Raw genomic sequence first — 17,714 nt, 5'->3', positions numbered from 1 at the left:
GAATTCCCGGCACCGTCGATATCGCGGAACGGTGCGAAGATTCGCTGGAACGGGCCGGGGATGCAGCGGTGAACGGCCTCTGTTCGGCCGGGCCGCATTCTTGCCGGTGCGGTGGAAATTCCGCACCCGGGGGGCGGACACGGCGGAGCCGGGGCTTCGGCGGAAGGCCGAAACCCCGGCTCCAGTGCCCGTGGGGGCCGCGCGGGTCAGGCGGGGACGATGTTCTCCGCCTGCGGGCCCTTCTGGCCCTGCGTGACGTCGAAGCTGACCTTCTGGCCCTCCTGGAGCTCACGGTAGCCCTGGGCGTTGATGTTCGAGTAGTGGGCGAAGACGTCGGCGCCGCCGCCGTCCTGCTCGATGAAGCCGAAGCCCTTTTCCGAGTTGAACCACTTCACGGTTCCGGTGGCCATAACATTCTCCATTCGGGGCAATGTCGGAACCGCCCTGTGCGATTCCGTGTTGCCGGTGATTGCCCCGCCAGGGCCTCCCGCGTGAACGGGGGGTCCGGTAAAAACGAAAGTGCACCTGCCGGATGCGGATCCGGTAAGCGCACTCGAAGTTTTGGGAACCACAACTGCAACTGCCATCGAGCCTAGCATGGTGGCCCTGAATGTGCGCGGAAAGATTTCTGTTCGCCTGTCGGCCGCATGAAGTTTCCCAGCCGACAGGCCCACATTCTGCACTCGTGGCGATAGATTTTCGTCCGCCCTTGCGTGCGGTCTAGGCGGGTCTCCTGTCGCCTTCCGCCCCGCGGCGCAGCTCCTCGTTGAGCCTGAGCGCCTCTTCGAGCTGGTCCTCCAGGATGATGATGCGGCAGGCGGCCTCGACGGGCGTGCCACCGTCGACCAGCTCGCGCGCGCGGGCCGCGATGCGCAACTGGTAGCGGGAGTACCTGCGGTGACCTCCCTCCGAGCGCAGCGGGGTGATCAGCCTGGCCTCGCCGAGCGAGCGCAGGAACGCCGGGGTGGCGCCGATCATCTCCGCAGCGCGGCCCATGGTGAAGGCCGGGTAGTCGTCGTCGTCGAGCCGGTCCGCCGCGCGGGGCCTGGCTTCTGGGGTCATGCGTACCTCTTCCGGAAGTGCCGGGGCGCAGCGGCCGGCGGTGCGGCCGGGGCGATCGGCGCCGGTCGTACGGCCGGCCGCTGTGTCCCGCGAAGAACTCTAGCCGGTGACCCGAGCATGTCTCCAACGCTCGCGACAGCTTTGCCGTATCTCGTGCCGCCGTGTCCCGGTCGCGTCCCGGCCCCGCGGGGCGCGCGGCGTGGGCGGCTGCTTCCGGATCGTGACGGGGTCGTCACCCGCGGGACGGCCGATCCGGCCGGAGCCGTGCGGTATGTACGGCAGAATTCCCTCTCATCACACGGAAGTTCAGGTGTCCGAGGCTCGTGGGCCGGTAGCGGGTCCGCGCCTCGGGCGTAGGGGCGGGGAAGGTGGCGTTCGGCGTGGCGGTGCGGGAGGGTGCGGAGCGTGCCGGCGCGGCGCACGAGGGCGGGTGCACCTGCGGGGACTGCCCGCACGGGGCGCGCGAGGGGCACCGGCGCGCCGTCGCCGCGTTCACCGAGAAGCGGGACACCTTCGCCGCGGGCCGGGGCCTGCCCGCCGCCGTACGGCACTCGGCGAGCGCCTCGCGCCAGTGGGTGTCGGACGAGCTGACGCAGACCGCGCGCACCGTCGCGGAGCGGGCCCGCGAGGCGGGCCGCGCCTGGCTGCTGTCCGTCTGGCGCGTCACCCTGTGCGCGGTGTGGGGCGGCTTCGTGGTCCTGGTCCTCGTCCAGGCGCTCACCGCGGTCGGCGCCGGGTGGAGCACGGCCCGCACGGCGGGTCTTGTCGCCGCGGCGCTGCTCGGCGGGCTGCTGACGGCGGCGGCCACCCTGCACCGGGGCAGGGGCGGCCTGCTCGCGCCGCTCGTCGGCGAGGACAACCGGCTGTCGACGTCCCGCACGGTCGCCTCCGCGTGGCTGCTGCTCGCCGTCTTCTCGGTGCTCGTCCTCGCGCTCCAGCTCGCGGGCGCGTCCCGGCACGGCGACCGCGACGCGCTGGTCTCCGGGCTCGCGCTGGCGCGCGGCGCCGGGCTGCTGACGGTCCTCGCCGTGGTGTGCGCGGTCGCCGTCGCCGTCCGCAAGGTCGTCGCCGCGCGGGTCGCCGCCCGCACCCTCCAGAAGGTGCGCGCCGACCGGCCGCGCCTCGCCGACCTGCTCTGCGACGACGACCGCCGCGGCAGCTTCACCGACGTGCAGTACGCCTTCGTCAACGCGGCAGCCGTGGTCTTCTGCGCCGTGCGCCTCGCCAGGCGCCCCGACCAGCTCCCCGACCTGCCCTGGGCCCTCGCCCTGCTCGTCGCGGTCTCGGCCGCCACGTATCTCGCGGGCAGGTTCGCCGACGGCACCCGGCCCGTCGTGCTCTCCGTGGTGCGCTCACGGGAGGCGGGCGACCTGGACGCGCCGATCAGGACGGGCGACGACATCGAGATCCGCGGCGCGGGCTTCGTACCGCAGGGTGCCGCGACCCCGGACCGGCTTGCCGGCATGGTCGTACGGATAGGGGCCGTCCATGTCCACGTCCCGCTGGTCCCCGTCCCCGGCGGCTTCGCCAACCCCTCCGACGCCCTCCTGACCGTGCCCGTCCCCGTGGAGGTCGAGCCCGGCCCTGTCGCGGTCCAGGTCGTCACGGCGGCCGGCGTCGAGACCAACAGCGTCACGGTCGAGGTCTGCGACTAGGCCGCGCCCGGCCTGGGCCGCGTCCGGCCGGCCGCGGGCGGACGTGCCGCGGGCGGACGTGCCGCGGGCGCGGACCGCGGAGCCGGCGCCGGGTGCCGGTCCCGCGCGGGCGGGGGAACGTGAGAAGGACGTGAGAATGCGGGTTTCCGGGGGCCGGGGTGAGCGTCCCTGGGGCCGGGCGCGTATGCACTGATGAAGCGCGCGTGCGGGACCGGCTCGCGGGCAACGGCGCGGACAGGGAGGCAGACCGCCATGGCACAGAGCTTTCGGACGACCGGCTTGGGGACGGTGCACGACGGCGGCGGGGAGAGGCCGCGCGGCCTGCGGGGCATACCCGCCGTGTACGGGCTGCTCCCGCTGCGCGTCTTCCTCGGCGTCACCTTTCTCTACGCGGGCATCGACAAGCTCACCACCCACGGCTTCTTCGACGCCGGCGGGCCCGGCTCGATCGGCGACATGATGCGGGGCGTGCGCGACAGCGCCGCCATCCCCGCGCTCGTCGACCTGGCGCTCAAGAGCCCCGGCGGCTTCGGCCTCGCGATCGCGCTCGGGGAGCTCGCGGTCGGCATCGGGACCCTCTTCGGGATCCTGGGCCGGGTCGCCGCCGCGGGCGGCGCGCTGATCTCGCTGAGCCTGTGGCTCACCGTCAGCTGGCAGTCCACGCCGTACTACTACGGCAACGACCTGGCCTACCTCATGGCCTGGCTGCCGCTCGTCGTGGTCGGCGCGCCCGTGCTGTCCGTCGACTCGCTCCTGCCCGGGCGCCGCCGCCGGACGGCGTGACCCACGATCCCGACGACCGCGGCCAGCGCGAGGGCGGCGGCGAGCAGCGGCAGCGCCGTGTACCACCGGGTGTGCCAGGCGCCCGCCGCGTCGCCCCCGTACAGCACGGCCGTGGCCAGGGCCGCGAGCCCCACGATCAGCCGTCCCGGCCTCGCCTCACGACGCCGCACGGGTCACCTCCACCTCTCCAAGACCGACATCCAGTGTGAGCGCCAGCACCGGGGGCCTCGTCCACTGCCGGGCCGGACCGGAGTCCTGCCGCCCTCCGGCCGCGGGGCCGGGAAGCGGCGGGTACGTCCTGTGCAGGTGCTGGTCGGGGGCGATGTGCAGCTCGTCGGGCGCGTCCCCGGGCAGCCGGACGGCTCCTGCGGTGGTCGACGCCCGCACGTCGAGGGCGGTGCCCGCGGGGACCAGCACCTTCAGCCGACCGCCGCCCACATGCGCCGTCGTGCGCAGCGTGGTGCCCGCCGGTATCGCCAGGCCCCGCAGGTCGAGCGTGCCGACGCCCGTGCCGAGCCGGTACGCGCCCTGCACGGCGGCGGCGCTCGTGGGCCGCCAGGTCTGCGTGCTCCAGTGCGCGGTGGCGTCGTCGGGCAGGGCGGTGGCCGCCGCGAGCAGCAGTGTCGCGATCACCGTCAGGACCACCGTGCCGAAGGCGGCGCGGCCGAGGAACGACGTCACGACGAGCCCGAGACCCAGCACGGCCACCACTGCGACCAGCGCGATCTGGAGCGCGCCCGCGAAGGGGTGCGTGTCCCAGGCGAGATACGCGCAGAGCGCGCCCGCGATCAGCGCCACGAGGAAGATCGCGCCGCCGATGTCCTGCTGCTGCCGCGGCTCGTGCCACCCGGCGGTTGCTTCCGCCCAGGGCGGGGCGGCCGCGCCCGCGCCCGGCCCGGCCGTGTCGGCGCCGGCCGCCGCGCTCCGGCCCCAGGCCGCGGCCCAGGCGCGGTGCAGGTCCCGCCCGCGGGTGGCGCCGCGGCGGGCGGGCGGCTCCTCCGCGGGCCCCCACAGATAGGTCGCCGCGCGGTGGCCGCCCGCGCCGTCCCTGGCGAGGGGGTCGCGCCACCAGGACGGGCTGCCGCCCGGCACGGGCGGCGCCTTGGTCTCCGGCGGCGCGTCGGACACGCCGTGCGCCCCGGCCGGGTCGGAGGGGCCGCCCTTGCCCGTCTCGCGCCGGTGCTTGGACCAGACGGCGGAGGCGACGGCCGCGCAGGCCAGCATGACCGCGAAGCTCAGCGTGCCGCCATTGCCCAGCATCGAGAGGAAGAGGCCGCAGCCGACCAGCGCGAAGAGGACCGCGATCAGCGCCGAGCCCTCGACCCGGCCGGAGAGCATCCTGCGCCCCTCGTTCTCCTCCTCGCCCTCCAGCGGGATCAGCAGCCAGGCGAACCCGTAGAAGATCAGCCCGAGCCCGCCCGCGACGCCGAGGACGCCGATGACGATGCGGAAGATCACCGGGTCCACGTCGCAGTAGCGGCCGAGGCCCGCGCACACGCCCCCCACGAGCTTTCCGCGCGGGCTGCGCGTCAGCTGCCTGCGCCCGGCCCCGTCCCCGGCCTCGTCCTTGTCCTTCTCGTCCTTGTCCATGCCCCGCGCGCCGTCCGCGCTGCCCGCAGGGCTCGCGTGGCTCGCGCTGCCGTCCGCGCCCTCTGCGTCGCTCGCACGCCCCGCGTCGGGCGGGCCCGAGCCGGGCAGGCCTCCGCCGCCGGGGGGCCTGTCCGGCTCGCCCGGGGCTTCGGGGTCTCGCGGGATCGTCATGGGTCCATGGTGGCTGCCGGGCGGCCCGGTCTCCACCGGCTCCGACCCTGGGCCGTCCCTGATATTGACCCCCGACGTCCCTGATATCGGCGCCGACCCGTGCCCGTCCCGCCCGTCCCGTGTGACCATCGGACACATGCCAGCCGCCGCCACGCCCCGAGCCGCCGCGCCCCAGGAGCCGACCCCGCGCAAGCTGTACCGCAGCGTGGACGGGCGGCTCCTCGGCGGTGTCGCGCGCGGGCTCGCCGGCCATCTGGGGCTGCCGGTGGTCTGGGTGCGGCTCGCGTTCCTCGCGCTGTTCTTCGCGCAGGGCCTCGGAGCCCTGCTGTACGCGGTGTTCTGGATCGTCGTGCCGCTCGGCGTGGGTGGCAGGTCGTCCGCCCAGCCGAAGCCGCTGTTCGAGACGCTGCCGGACGGCAGGCGCAGGCTGCGCAAGCCCGACAAGGGCCAGGTCTTCGCGCTGATCGCGCTGGTCGTCGGCGCGGTCATCTTCGTCGCCAACGTCAACATGGGCCTCGCGGGCACCGGCACGTACATCTGGCCGATGCTGCTGATCGGCGTCGGGCTCGTGCTGGTGTGGCGCCAGGCGGACAACGCGCGCCGCGCCCGGTGGACGGAGATCGGCCGCCGCCGCCGGGTGGTCCAGCTGGCGCGTGGCGTCGCGGGCGTGGCGCTTGTCGGGCTCGGGCTCACGGTGTTCGTCGCGGTGCGCGGCTCGGCCGCCCAGTTCGGCAATGTCCTCACGGCGTCGATCGCCGTGGTCGCGGGCGTCGGGCTGCTCGTCGGGCCCTGGCTCGTACGGATGACGCAGGACCTGTCAGAGGAGCGGACGATGCGCATCAGGGCGCAGGAGCGCGCGGAGGTCGCCGCCCATGTGCACGACTCCGTGCTGCACACCCTCACCCTGATCCAGCGCAGTGCCGACGACGGCGGCGAGGTGCGGCGCCTCGCCCGCGCCCAGGAGCGCGAGTTGCGCGCCTGGCTGTACCGCCCGGAGGGCACGGGCAAGGACGAGGCCGAGGAGCCCGACACGCTCGCCGAGGCGGTGCGCAAGGCGGCGGCCGAGGTGGAGGACCACCACGGGGTCCCGATCGAGGTGGTCGTCGTCGGCGACTGCCCGCTCGACGAGAAGCTCGGCGCGCAGCTCCAGGCGGCGCGCGAGGCGATGGTCAACGCCGCGAAGTACGGCGGCTCCGGCGGGGCCGTCCAGGTGTACGCGGAGGTGGAGGGGCGTTCGGTCTTCGTCTCCGTACGGGACCGCGGCCCCGGCTTCGACCTGGAGGCGGTGCCCGAGGACCGGATGGGCGTCCGCGGCTCGATCATCGGCAGGATGCGGCGCAACGGCGGCACGGCACGGCTGCGCTCGGCCCCCGAGGGCGGCACGGTGGTCGAGCTGGAGATGGACCGCGCCCCCGACGCACCCGCTGCCGCAGGCACCCGCGGTGACGAGGAGCACGCGCCGTGAGCCCGCCCGTGGTCCGGGCCCGTACGGTCGGCCCGTACGGGACGGCCCGCGGGCCGCACGCCCGAGAAGTCACGCACCACACCACCGAGGCACGCACCACACCATCGAGGAATGGACGGACGGACATGAGTAGCGACGGGACACCGCAGGGACGCCGTGCGCGGGTCGTGCTGGTGGACGACCACCGGATGTTCCGGACGGGCGTGCAGGCGGAGATCGGGCGTACCGAGGAGACCGGCGTCGAGGTGGTGGGCGAGGCCGCCGACGTGGACCAGGCCGTCACGGTCATCGCGGCGACCCGCCCCGAGGTCGTCCTCCTCGACGTCCACCTGCCGGGCGGCGGCGGCGTCGAGGTGCTGCGCCGCTGCGCGCCGCTGATGGCCGCGTCCGACGACCCCGTGCGCTTCCTCGCGCTGTCCGTGTCCGACGCGGCCGAGGACGTCATCGGCGTCATCAGGGGCGGCGCGCGCGGCTATGTGACGAAGACGATCACCGGTACCGACCTGGTGGACTCGATCTTCCGCGTCCAGGAGGGCGACGCCGTCTTCTCGCCGCGCCTCGCGGGCTTCGTGCTCGACGCCTTCGCCTCCACCGACGCGCCCCCGGTCGACGAGGACCTCGACCGCCTCACCCAGCGCGAGCGCGAGGTGCTGCGCCTGATCGCCCGCGGCTACGCGTACAAGGAGATCGCGAAGCAGCTGTTCATCTCGGTGAAGACCGTCGAGTCCCATGTCTCCGCGGTCCTGCGCAAGCTCCAGCTCTCCAACCGCCACGAGCTGACCCGCTGGGCGACGGCACGCCGCCTGGTCTGAGCCCCGCCGCCCGCCGCCCGCCGGTCGCGCGCCCGTGACCGGTGACACCGCGACACCGCCCAGTCGGCGGAGCTGTCGGACCCGTTCGTGTCCCGCCTGCGGTTCACGCCGGAGCGGCGGACCGCCTCGCCCGACGCGAGCGTCACCATCGCCACGGCGCGGGCGAAGCGCGGCCCGCCGCGCGCCGCCCACACCACGCACCCGCACCCGCCGAGTACCAGTACCAGCACGCCGATCAGCACCAGAATGGTCATGTCCCCTCCACCGCCGACTCCGTACGGTCCCGCCGATCGTTGCAGACCGGGAGGCCCCTGTCAGGGGCGCGGACCGGCCGTCCCCGTCAGCGCGGCGAGCGCGGCGGGGAGCGCGGGCGCGGCGTCGGTTTCGGAGAGCAGGGCGAGGTAGCCGTCGGGGCGGATGAGCGCGAGGGTGCGGTCGGTCGCGCCGTAGGCGCGGGCCAGGTGGCCCGCGGTGTCGGCGAGTTCGCCAGGGGCGGCCGGGTGTGCCACGACGCGCAGGATCCTGGCGCCGGGCGCGGCGGGCGCAGGGCCGAAGGCGAGCAGGGTGAGCCGGCCGCCGCGCGTCAGGTCGAACAGCCTGCGCTCGCCGTCGACCGTGGCGAGGCCGGTGGCGTCCGGCGCGCGGTCGCCGGCGCGCAGCGGCGCGTCCTCGTCGCGGTCGTCCCACGCCAGGGCCGAGCCGCGGTAGCCGATGCCGAGCTGCGCGGTGCTCGCGTCGCGGCGTACGGGCAGGCCCTGGTCCTCGACGACCTGCCGCAGGCGCGCGTCGGAGAGCGCGAGCACGCCTGCGGCGACCGGCCGCCGCTCGGCGTCGTAGGTGTCGAGCAGCGCGGGCGGCGCGCCCTCGGCGACGGCCGCGAGCTTCCAGCCGAGGTTGTGGGCGTCCTGGATGCCGGTGTTCATGCCCTGCCCGCCCGCGGGCGAGTGGATGTGCGCGGCGTCGCCCGCGAGGAAGACCCGGCCCGCGCGGTAGCGGTCGGCGAGGCGCACGTTGGCGCGCCACAGCGACGACCAGGTCGGCTCGTGGAGCCGGATGCCCGCGTGGCCGGTGCGCCGGTCGAGGGTCGTCTGAAGGTTGGCGAGGCCGAGGTCCGCGTCCTGGCCGGGGGCGATGGACGCCTGGTACTGGAAGGCCCCGGTCGACGGCAGCGGGCAGAGGGCCGCGAAGCCCTCCGCGTGCCGCCACATGTGCCAGGCGTCGGACGCGAGCCCCTCGACCGCCACGTCGGCGACGAGCATCCGCACCTCCTCGCGGGTCTCGCCCTCGAAGGCGATCCCGGCCTGCTTGCGCACGGTGCTGTGGCCGCCGTCGCAGCCGACGAGCCACCGCGCGGTGACCGTCTCGGTCCCGCCGTCCCTGACGAGCGTTGCGGTCACGGACTCGTCCGACTGCTCGAAGGTGCCGAGCGCGGTGGAGAACTCGACCTCGCCGCCCAGCTCGGCCAGGCGCAGCCGCAGTGCCTCCTCGATCCGCCACTCGGGCGTGATCAGGCTCGCCGGGTACGGGATGTCGGGGCGGTCCCCGAGCGTCTCGGTGCCGCCGAGCGTCACCCGCCCGTCCGGTCCTGTGGAGCGGACCGGCATCGCCATCCGGCCGTGCGCGAGGACGCGCTCGACGATGCCGAGGTCGTCGAAGACTTCGAGCGAGCGCGGCTGCACGCCCTTGCCGCGCGACCCCGGCTGCGGGCCCCGCGCGGCCTCGACCAGCCGGAACGGCACGTCTCTGCGGGCGAGTTCGCAGGCGAGCGTCAGCCCGGTCGGGCCCGCGCCGACGATCAGCACCGCCGGGGCGCGCCGCGCCCGCGGCGTCCTTCCGGCCTGTGGCGTCTGTGTCGTTCCGGTCATCGCCTCGTCACCTCGTTGCCTCGTCGCCCGTCGCACAAGAGAGGAATTGCTTTCCAATCAGCGTAGGCGCGGGTTGATAAGAAAGGCAAACCTTTCTACGGTGGGGGATGTGGAGAGCGACGCGTCAGAGCCCGTGCGCCGCCGCAGGCGCGGCAAGGAGCTGGAGTCCGCGCTGCTCGGCGCCGCGTGGGACGAGCTGGTCGAGGCCGGCTACGCCCGCCTGACCATGGAGTCGGTGGCCGTGCGCGCCGCCACAAGCGAGGCCGTGCTCTACCGCCGCTGGGCCAACAAGGACGAGCTCGTGCTCGCGGCGATCGAGCACTACCGCGGCGTCCACCCGGTCGAGCCCACCGACACCGGCTCCCTCCGCGGCGACCTCCTCGGCTATCTGGCGGCCGTGGGTGAGGCGCGCGCCGCCCTCTTCGCCATCGCGGCCGCCGCCTCCTTCGCGGGACTCGCGGTGGGCGAGGCCGATCTGACCCCCGCGCAGGTGCGCGAGCGGGTCATGGGCGACCAGCTGCTGCCGCACGGGCGCGCCCTGTACCGGCGCGCCCACGAGCGCGGGGAGATCGACCTGGACCGGATCCCCGCCGCGGTGCTCGACCTGCCGTTCGACCTGGTACGCCACGACCTGCTGATGGACCTGGAGCCGCCGCCCCCCGACCGCCTGCGGCAGATCGTCGACGAACTCTTCCTGCCCCTGGTGCGCGCCGCGGCCCTGCGCTGAGACCGGGGCGGCGCGGCTCCCCGGCTGCCGCGTCGAGCCGGATGGGACATGGCTCATTTTCATACATCGATTCGTCCGGCCCACCGAGCTGCGAAGTCTTTTCCGATAACGTCCCACGGCCTGTTCTGCGCGCTTCGGCCACACCGGAGGTACAGGCATGTCACGGGAACGTCATAGCGCTTTCCTCGCACACCCGTGATCGCCAATGATGGAACCTCGGCAGCCTCTACGTCTTGGAGGATCCTGTGCGTAAGGTCACGATCGGCCTCGGTGTGCTTCTGCTCATCACCGCGCTCACCGCACTCACCGCGTGCAGCGGAAAAAGCAGCAGCAAAAGCAGCGGCAGGGACGGAAGCGACGGCGGAGGCAGGAGTGCGAGCAGCAGCGCCACCGGCAGCGGAGGCGGGAGCGGTGGCGGAGCGACCGACTCGGATGCCGAGGAATTCTGCGAGTTCGTCGTCAGCGGCAAGTTCGCGTCGCCTCTGGAAGCCGAATTCCCCGCCGAGCACGAGGACGGCCACGCGACGACCACGGTCGACAGCGACACCAGGCAGTACCGGGTCACCGGTGTCGCCTACGACCACAAATCCCCCGGCGTCAAGGTGCGCAAGCGCTACACCTGCACGCTGACCTCCAAGGGGATGGGCGTCTGGCACGTCGACAACCTGAAGATCACCCCTCGGCGACCCGCCCGTGGGTGACGCACCCTCCGCTCCTGCGACATGAGCTCTCCGAAGAACTGTCCACGGCACGGGTAGGGAGACAGCGGTGTCTTTGATAGAGATGGCAGTCGGTTTCATCATTTTCTGCAGCGGAATCCACGAGGCTTTCGTCCAGCGCCGCCTCACACGCGACGGGAGGCGTGTCAGGGGATTAGTGGTCCGTCACGACAGCCGTTCCATTCCAGGTGGCAGCAGCGCCTCCTTCGCAGTGGTCGAATTCGTCGATGCGTGGGGTGTCCCGCACACATTCCACTCCCGATCGTCGGGAATCGGGAAACTTCCCGTGGGTGGCGAATTGCCCGTGCGGTACTCTCCCGCCGAACCGGATGTCGCGCGAATCGATCGCACCGGGAAGAACTTTCTCAAAGTCGGGTTCATTCTCTTTGGCGGGGTCTGGCTGTTCCTTGTCGGGTTTTTCGTGTATTCGGGGATCTGGACCGGCTCGGGGACCCCGCACGGCCGTTGACCAGTGGGCGCTGAACCGTGGTCCTGTTCACGCTGCGGCGCGAACGTGCCGCAGCAGTCTCGCTGTGTCGTTCACGCGGACTCACGTACAGGGAGGGCGGCGCGACATGAGGGGCTCGGGGCCACAGAGCCGGGGCGGATCGGCGGGTACCGACTACTGGGGCGGCTGGGCACGGGCGGCATGGGCGACGTCTACCTCGCCCGCTCGGAGCGGGGGCGTACGGTCGCCGTCAAGCTGGTGCGCGAGGAACTGGCCGTGCAGGAGGAGTTCCGGGCGCGGTTCAGGTACGAGGTGGAGGCGGCGCGGCGGGTCGGCGGACGCTGGACGGCGCCGGTGCTCGACGCGGACACGGAGGCCGCCGTGCCGTGGGTCGCCACCGGCTATGTCGCAGGTCCCAGCCTCCGGCAGGTCGTCGGGCGCGACCACGGCCCCCTGCCGGAGCGCTCGGTACACGCGCTCGCCGCCGGCCTCGCCCATGCCCTGCGGGACATCCACGGCACCGGGCTCGTCCACCGTGATCTCAAGCCGTCCAATGTCCTGGTCACCCTCGACGGGCCCATGGTCATCGACGCCGGCTCGAAGGAGCCGTGGCTGCCCGCCCCCCCCTGGCCGCCCAGTTGGGCCGGCACGCCCCCGGAGCCTGCGCCCCCTCGTGACCCACCCCCGGATGCGGAACCCGCCTCTCCCCGGCGCGGGCGCCACGCGATGCTGATCATCTCCCTGATCGTGGCGCTGAGCGCAGGAGGCGTGATCTCCCTCCTGACGGGGGTGAGGGCGGCGTTTCGGCCCGACCTGGACCCGCAGATGACGTTATGGCGCCGGCTGCGACCCCGCAGGCATTGCCCCGGCGAAATCGTCCGGCCGTCCCGGCACGGGGGCGAGCTCGAACCACACCGTCTTTCCGATGCCGCACGCGCGCGGCTCCGCGCCCCAGCGGTGCGCGAGCGCCTCCACGAGGGCGAGGCCGCGGCCCGTCTCCTCGTCCGAGGCCGGATGCCGTACGAGGGGCAGCGCGTCGCACGCGTCCGACACTTCCACGCGCAACCGCCCCCCGCCCTCCACCGGCCCGTCCAGAAGCACACGGGTCCAGATCTCGCGCCCCGGCGCACAACCGGCGTGCCGTAGGGCGTTGGTGACCAGTTCGCTCAACAACAGCACTGACGTTTCGGCCATTTCGCCCGGGATTTTCCATTCCATCGCCTGTACGGAGAGCAACGACCGGGCGCGCGCCACGCTGCGCGGACTACGGTTGAAGTGCCACTCGACCTCGTGATTCATGAGCCGCAGGCTGCCGAAATACGCCAGACTGGAGCAGTCACGACCTGTGTACGGAGGGTGGTTGTACCCATGGAGAACGCCCCGCCGCCCATGGCATGGCGGTACTGCGGCAACCAGATCAAGCGCTGGCGCGAACGCACCGGCATGACCCGCGACAAACTCGCCGCGGAGGCGAACTGCTCGTACGAGTACGTCAAGTCGATGGAAACAGGGCGCCGCCGCCCCACGCTGCATCTGCTGCGTGTCGCGGACGAGTTGTTCGGCGCGGGTGGGTTACTTCTGGCTGCGCAGGAGTATTTGCAGCCGGAGAAGTACGTCTCGTATGCGGAGGACTTCGTCCGCTACGAGGCCGAGGCCATCGCCGTGTCCTCGTACCAGCCGCTGCTGTTCCCCGGGCTCTTGCAGACCGATGAGATGGCCTTCGCGCTGCTCAAGGCCCACTGGCCACCGCTTGACGACGAGACGATTCAGGTGCGGGTCGCCGGGCGATTGGAGCGGCAGAGTCTGCTCGGCAATGCCGTCCGATCGTACAGTTTCGTCATCGCGGAGGGGGTGTTCCGGAACCCGGTCGTGCCTCGGGACGTGCACAACCGGCAGTTGCTGCACCTTCTCGAAGCCGGGGAGCGTCGCAATGTGACGATCCAAGTACTGCCTGCGGGTACTGCAAACCCGGGGCTGAGTGGGCCCTTGGTGCTGCTGGAGACGCCCGAACACGACCATCTCGCCTATCAGGAGGGACAGCTGTCGGGCGTCTTGTATGCCGATCCGGACAAAGTGTCGGTCGCCACGCAGCGCCATGCCATGATCCTCCGGCAGGCTCTCAGCCCAGAGGAGTCGGCTCGTTTCATCGGCAAGTTGGCGGAGGAGCTATGAACACCGACCTGACCTGGTTCAAGTCGTCGTACAGCAACACAGAGGGTGGTGACTGTGTCGAAGTCGCCCTCGACTGGCGCAAGTCGACGTACAGCAGCACGGGCGGTGGCGAGTGCGTCGAGGTCGCAGCCTGCCCCGGCGTCGTGCACGTCCGCGACTCGAAGCGAGCGGACGGCGGGCAGCTCGCCCTGCGCGCGGCCTCGTGGGCGGAGTTCGTGGCCTTCGCGCGGCGCGGCTGAGCGACGCGGCGCGGCCCGAGCGGCCCCCTTCGGGGGGCCGACCGGCCCTCCCGCGCGCGCACCCTCCCCGGCCACCCTGGAGGCATGGCCAGCCAGGAGGTGGAGCAGGTGAGCACGTCACCGCAGGATCACCGTGTTGTCGTCGGCGTCGACGGTTCGGATTCCTCGAAAGAGGCCCTGAAATGGGCCGTGGCCCAGGCGAAGATCACTGGGGGAGTGGTCGAGGCCATCATCACCTGGGAGTTCCCGGTGACGGGCTGGAGCACCGGCGTCATGAACGGGCAGTTCGAGGAGTGGGCCAAGCAGACGCTCGACGAGGCAGTCGAGGACGCCGTCGGGTCGCGCGCGGGCGTCGAGGTCAGTACATCCGTGCAGTTCGGCAACGCGGCGAGCGTGCTGATCGAGGCGTCGCGCGGCGCCGAGCTGCTGGTCGTGGGCAGCCGCGGCCACGGCGGATTCACGGGCGCGCTGCTCGGCTCCGTCGGCCAGCACTGCGCCTCGCACGCCGAGTGCCCCGTCGTGATCATCCGCGGCAAGGTCCCGCACGCCTCGGAGTGACGGGCGGGCCCCGGAGAACCCAGGAGGTGGACGGATCATGGCGCGCTCCGTGACGGTCGGCGTCGACGGGTCCCAGGAGAGCCTGTCCGCGGTGGAGTGGGCGGCGGGCGAGGCGGTCGTGCGGCGGCAGGCGCTGCGCGTCGTGCACGTATGGTCGGCGGCGCCCGGCCCGCACGCCTCGCCGCAGACCGCCGACGGCAGGCGGGCCTTGGGGCAGAGCGTGCTGCGGGAGGCCGTGCGCCGTGCGGAGGCCCGCTTCCCCGGCCTCGACGTGCGTGCCGAGCAGCAGCCGGGCCCGGCGGCCGATGTCCTGCTCGCCGCGGCCCGCGACGCGGACCTGCTGGTGCTCGGCTCGCGCGGGCTCGGCGCGGTCGCCGGCTTCCTCGTCGGGTCCGTGGCCCTGAGCGTGGTGGCGGCCGCGCCGTGCCCGGTCGCGCTCGTACGGGCCGACTCGCCCGCGCCCGACGGCTCCGACCCGCGGGACGTGGTGCTCGGCGTCGACCTCGACCACGGCACGGACGCCCTCTTCGCGTACGCCTTCGAGGCGGCGCGCCTGCGGGACTGCGGCCTGACCGTGGTGCACGCCTACCCCGTGCCCGCGCCCTACGGCATCGCGCCGGGCGAGAGCCTCGCGGCGACGATGCCCGACCTGTTCGCCGAGCGCTACGAGCGGCTGCTCGACGCGCTCGGCCCGTGGCGCGGCAAGAACCCGGACATCGACGTGCGCCCGGTCGCCGAGCCAGGACACGCCGCCCCTGCCGTCCTTGAGGCGGCGCGCGGCGCCTCGCTGTGCGTGATCGGCCGCCGCGTCAGGGCGCGCGGCCCCGGGCCGCACCTGGGTGCCGTCGACCACGGGGTGCTGCACCACGCCACGTGCCCGGTCGTCGTCGTACCGCACGCCTGATCGGTACGGTCCCGCCGGTGGGCCCGTACGGCCCTGGCGGGCCCCGCGGGCCAGGACGCACGATGGAGGCGGCGCGCGGGGTCCGCGCACCCTGCGGCAGGAGGCCGACGATGGAGCAGCGTGACACGAGCGGTTGCCGGAGGCCCGAGGGGCCGGGCACGGCACGGGAGGAGCCCGTGCGGGTGTTCCTGCTCGACGACCACGAGGTCGTCAGGCGGGGCCTGCGCGACCTGCTGGACGCCGAGGACGACCTGCGGGTGGTCGGCGAGGCCACCACGATGGCGGAGGCCCTCGGCAGGGGGCCCGCGCTCCGGCCCGACGTGGCCGTGCTCGACGTGCGGCTGCCGGACGGCGACGGCGTCTCCGTCTGCCGCGAGCTGCGCTCGAAGATGCCGGACCTCGCCTGCCTGATGCTGACCTCGTTCGACGACGACGACGCGCTCCTCGACGCGATCATGGCGGGGGCCGCGGGCTATGTGCTCAAGGACATCAAGGGCTCCGACCTGCTCTCTGCCGTCCGCACCGTCGCCTCGGGCAAGTCGATGCTCGACCCGTCGACCACGGCCCGGCTGATGAGCAGCCTGCGCGGGGAGGGCCAGGGGGCGCAGGCGGAGCCCGACGCGCTCGCCTCGCTGACGCCCAGGGAGCGGGAGATCCTCGACCTGGTCGGCGAGGGCCTGACGAACGCGCAGATCGGCAAGCGGCTCTTCCTCTCGGAGAAGACCGTCAAGAACAACATCTCCCGGCTGCTCGCCAAGCTCGGCGTCGAGCGGCGCATCCAGGCCGCGATGCTCGCCACGCGGGTCGAGAAGCGGGCGTAGCCGCGGGGCCCGCTACTGCGGCCTCGCCGGCACCCGCCAGACCAGGCAGGTCCCCTTTCCCTGCCCGGTGTCCACGGCCAGCTCGCCGTGCAGCTCCTCCGCGCGCTCCGCGAGATTGCGCAGCCCGCCGCGGTGGCCCCCGCCCCCGATGCCGACGCCGTCGTCCCTGACGGTGAGGGTGAGCGTGCCCGCGCGTACGACCAGGGAGAGGTCGACGGAGGAGGCGTGCGCGTGCCGGGCCACATTGGTCAGCGCCTCGCCCAGGACGGCGACGGCCTCGTCCGCGACCCGGCCCGCCACGTCGGTGTCGATCAGGCCCTCCATGCGCAGCGAGGGGCGGAAGCCGAGGGGCGCGGCGGCCTGCTCGACCAGGGCGACCGTGCGGGCCCGCAGGCCCGTGCGGCGCGCCGGGTCGCGCGAGCGCAGGCTGAAGATGGTGGAACGGATGATCTTGACGGTCTCGTCCAGGTCGTCCACGGCCCGCACCAGGCGGTCGGCCGCCTCCGGGTGGTCGACGAAGCGCAGCGCGCTCTGCACGGTCATGCCCGTCGCGAACAGCCGCTGGATCGCGAGGTCGTGCAGGTCCCGCGCGATGCGGTCGCGGTCACGCAGCAGCGCGAGCTGCTCCGCCTCCCTGCGCCGCTCCGCCAGCTCCATCGCCAGCGTCGCCTGCCCGGCGAACGCCATCAGCGGCTCGGTCTCCAGCCGGGTGAAGGCCGCCCTGCGCGCCCTGCGGGCCAGCAGGATCACCCCGCGCGGCGAGTCGCCCGTGCCCAGCGGGACCGCGACGGCGGGGCCGAGACCCGCCCAGCGGGGCGGGCCCTCGGTGACCCTCGCGTCGTGCCGCACGTCGGTGCTCGTCACCGGGGCCGAGGCGCCGACCGCCGCGCCCATGAAGGAGCCGCGCACCGGCAGCACGAGCCCCCGGTGCTCGTCCGCGTCGAGCCCGGAGGCCAGCGCCACATGGAGGTCGTCGGAGTCCGCGACCGGCAGGGCCACCGCCCCGAGGTCCGCGTCGAGGACGGTCCGCGCGCGCTCCAGCATCAGCCCGAGCACGGCGGTGTCGTCGGCGCCCGAGAGCAGCTCGGCGACGATCTCCGCGTTCGCCTCCATCCAGCTGCGCTGGGAGCGGCTGCGCTCGTAGAGCCTGGCGTTGTCGATGGCGATGCCCGCGGCGTCCGCGAGCGTCGAGAGCAGGGTCTCGTCCTCCTCGGTGAAGCCGCCGGGGCCGCGCTTCTCGGTGAGGTAGAGGTTGCCGAAGACCTCCTCGCGCACCTTGACCGGCACGCCGAGGAACGAGCGCATCGGCGGGTGGTGCGGCGGGAAGCCCGTCGCCGACGGGTGGTCGGCGAGATCGCTGAGGCGCAGGGTGCGCGGGTGGCGGATCAGCTCGCCGAGCAGCCCGTGGCCCTCGGGGAGCGGCCCGATCGCCTCGTACTGCCCGGCGGTGAGGCCCACGGGCACGAACTCGGAGAGCCGCTGGTCCTCGCCGATGACGCCGAGCGCGCCGTACTCCGCGTCCACGAGGTCCACGGCCGCCTCGACGATCCGGTGCAGCACGCGGGGCAGTTCGAGGCCCTGGCCGACGGCGAGCACCGCGTCGAGCAGCTCCTGGCTCGGCTGCGGCGCGGCGCGGCCGCCGGGGCCGCCCCCGGGGTCGCTTCCGGGGCCGTCGTCCGCACGGCGTCTGACTGCGCTCACCGTCCCACCGTCCCACCGTCCG

At 73.4% G+C, this 17,714-nt stretch carries 19 protein-coding genes and 1 pseudogene; 13 read left to right on the top strand and 7 right to left on the bottom strand.

The features are described from left to right. Positions 1–206: 206 nt before the first annotated feature. Positions 207–410: a cold-shock protein gene (locus AB0910_RS17160; RefSeq protein ID WP_345652238.1), complete on the bottom strand. Its 204-nt coding sequence runs from the start codon at positions 408–410 to the stop codon at positions 207–209. Between the two features lie 310 nt (positions 411–720). Further along, entirely contained in the window at positions 721–1,062 is a 342-nt protein-coding gene (locus tag AB0910_RS17155; protein WP_366745418.1) for a MerR family transcriptional regulator, read from the bottom strand. Positions 1,063–1,442: 380 nt separating this feature from the next. Between AB0910_RS17155 and AB0910_RS17150 the strand changes: the two genes are divergently transcribed. Together AB0910_RS17150 and AB0910_RS17145 are read left to right on the top strand one after the other, a co-directional pair. After that, complete coding sequence (locus AB0910_RS17150) at positions 1,443–2,717, top strand: hypothetical protein (protein WP_366745417.1); 1,275 nt, start codon at positions 1,443–1,445, stop codon at positions 2,715–2,717. Between the two features lie 252 nt (positions 2,718–2,969). After that, positions 2,970–3,500: a DoxX family protein gene (locus tag AB0910_RS17145; RefSeq protein ID WP_366745416.1), complete on the top strand. Its 531-nt coding sequence runs from the start codon at positions 2,970–2,972 to the stop codon at positions 3,498–3,500. Here the strand turns inward: AB0910_RS17145 and AB0910_RS17140 are convergent. Continuing rightward, positions 3,407–3,670, bottom strand: coding sequence for a hypothetical protein (locus tag AB0910_RS17140; RefSeq protein WP_366745415.1), 264 nt, complete (start codon positions 3,668–3,670; stop codon positions 3,407–3,409). The two genes, AB0910_RS17145 and AB0910_RS17140, sit on opposite strands and share 94 nt — an antisense overlap. Beyond that, complete coding sequence (locus AB0910_RS17135) at positions 3,657–5,261, bottom strand: PspC domain-containing protein (protein WP_366745414.1); 1,605 nt, start codon at positions 5,259–5,261, stop codon at positions 3,657–3,659. The genes AB0910_RS17140 and AB0910_RS17135 overlap by 14 nt, the downstream gene beginning before the upstream one ends. A 136-nt stretch (positions 5,262–5,397) precedes the next feature. Here AB0910_RS17135 and AB0910_RS17130 point away from each other — a divergent pair, with 136 nt between their 5' ends. Next, a complete protein-coding gene (locus AB0910_RS17130; RefSeq protein ID WP_366745413.1) occupies positions 5,398–6,726 on the top strand; it encodes a PspC domain-containing protein in 1,329 nt (442 codons plus the stop codon). A gap of 125 nt (positions 6,727–6,851) precedes the next feature. After that, the gene (locus AB0910_RS17125; protein WP_366745412.1) at positions 6,852–7,538 is read left to right on the top strand and encodes a response regulator transcription factor; all 687 of its coding nucleotides are present in this window, start codon (positions 6,852–6,854) and stop codon (positions 7,536–7,538) included. 314 nt (positions 7,539–7,852) lie between these two features. On the opposite strand, the gene AB0910_RS17120 is transcribed toward AB0910_RS17125, so the two are convergent. Continuing rightward, a complete protein-coding gene (locus tag AB0910_RS17120; RefSeq protein WP_366745411.1) occupies positions 7,853–9,403 on the bottom strand; it encodes an FAD-dependent oxidoreductase in 1,551 nt (516 codons plus the stop codon). Between the two features lie 109 nt (positions 9,404–9,512). Here AB0910_RS17120 and AB0910_RS17115 point away from each other — a divergent pair, with 109 nt between their 5' ends. From AB0910_RS17115 to AB0910_RS17100, 4 genes and pseudogenes are all read left to right on the top strand, one after another. Next, positions 9,513–10,130, top strand: a complete 618-nt coding sequence (locus AB0910_RS17115) for a TetR/AcrR family transcriptional regulator (RefSeq protein ID WP_366745410.1) — start codon at positions 9,513–9,515, stop codon at positions 10,128–10,130. Positions 10,131–10,363: 233 nt separating this feature from the next. Further along, positions 10,364–10,831, top strand: coding sequence for a hypothetical protein (locus AB0910_RS17110; RefSeq protein ID WP_366745409.1), 468 nt, complete (start codon positions 10,364–10,366; stop codon positions 10,829–10,831). A gap of 67 nt (positions 10,832–10,898) precedes the next feature. Beyond that, on the top strand, positions 10,899–11,318 hold the full coding sequence (locus AB0910_RS17105; RefSeq protein ID WP_366745408.1) for a DUF3592 domain-containing protein: 420 nt from the start codon (positions 10,899–10,901) through the stop codon (positions 11,316–11,318). 138 nt (positions 11,319–11,456) lie between these two features. After that, positions 11,457–11,894: pseudogene (locus tag AB0910_RS17100) on the top strand (protein kinase); the annotation flags it as partial. 234 nt (positions 11,895–12,128) lie between these two features. Here AB0910_RS17100 and AB0910_RS17095 read toward each other — a convergent pair. Then, on the bottom strand, positions 12,129–12,515 hold the full coding sequence (locus tag AB0910_RS17095) for an ATP-binding protein (RefSeq protein WP_366745457.1): 387 nt from the start codon (positions 12,513–12,515) through the stop codon (positions 12,129–12,131). A 150-nt stretch (positions 12,516–12,665) separates the two neighbouring features. On the opposite strand from AB0910_RS17095, the gene AB0910_RS17090 reads away from it, so the two are divergent. The 5 genes from AB0910_RS17090 (at position 12,666) to AB0910_RS17070 (ending at position 15,991) form a co-directional block, all read left to right on the top strand. Then, on the top strand, positions 12,666–13,469 hold the full coding sequence (locus AB0910_RS17090) for a helix-turn-helix transcriptional regulator (RefSeq protein WP_366745407.1): 804 nt from the start codon (positions 12,666–12,668) through the stop codon (positions 13,467–13,469). Continuing rightward, positions 13,466–13,708 carry a DUF397 domain-containing protein gene (locus AB0910_RS17085; protein ID WP_366745406.1) on the top strand — a complete coding sequence of 81 codons (243 nt, stop codon included), beginning with the start codon at positions 13,466–13,468 and terminating at the stop codon, positions 13,706–13,708. The genes AB0910_RS17090 and AB0910_RS17085 overlap by 4 nt, the downstream gene beginning before the upstream one ends. Positions 13,709–13,792: 84 nt before the next feature. Next, a complete protein-coding gene (locus AB0910_RS17080; RefSeq protein WP_366745405.1) occupies positions 13,793–14,266 on the top strand; it encodes a universal stress protein in 474 nt (157 codons plus the stop codon). A gap of 37 nt (positions 14,267–14,303) precedes the next feature. After that, the gene (locus AB0910_RS17075; protein ID WP_366745404.1) at positions 14,304–15,170 is read left to right on the top strand and encodes a universal stress protein; all 867 of its coding nucleotides are present in this window, start codon (positions 14,304–14,306) and stop codon (positions 15,168–15,170) included. A gap of 110 nt (positions 15,171–15,280) precedes the next feature. After that, entirely contained in the window at positions 15,281–15,991 is a 711-nt protein-coding gene (locus AB0910_RS17070; RefSeq protein ID WP_366745403.1) for a response regulator transcription factor, read from the top strand. Positions 15,992–16,003: 12 nt separating this feature from the next. Here AB0910_RS17070 and AB0910_RS17065 read toward each other — a convergent pair whose 3' ends face one another. Beyond that, positions 16,004–17,692, bottom strand: a complete 1,689-nt coding sequence (locus AB0910_RS17065; RefSeq protein ID WP_366745402.1) for a GAF domain-containing protein — start codon at positions 17,690–17,692, stop codon at positions 16,004–16,006. Positions 17,693–17,714: the final 22 nt, after the last annotated feature.

The organism is Streptomyces sp. NPDC047002 (assembly GCF_040704505.1).
GTDB lineage: Bacteria > Actinomycetota > Actinomycetes > Streptomycetales > Streptomycetaceae > Streptomyces.
This window is presented reverse-complemented; position numbering and strand designations above follow the sequence as displayed.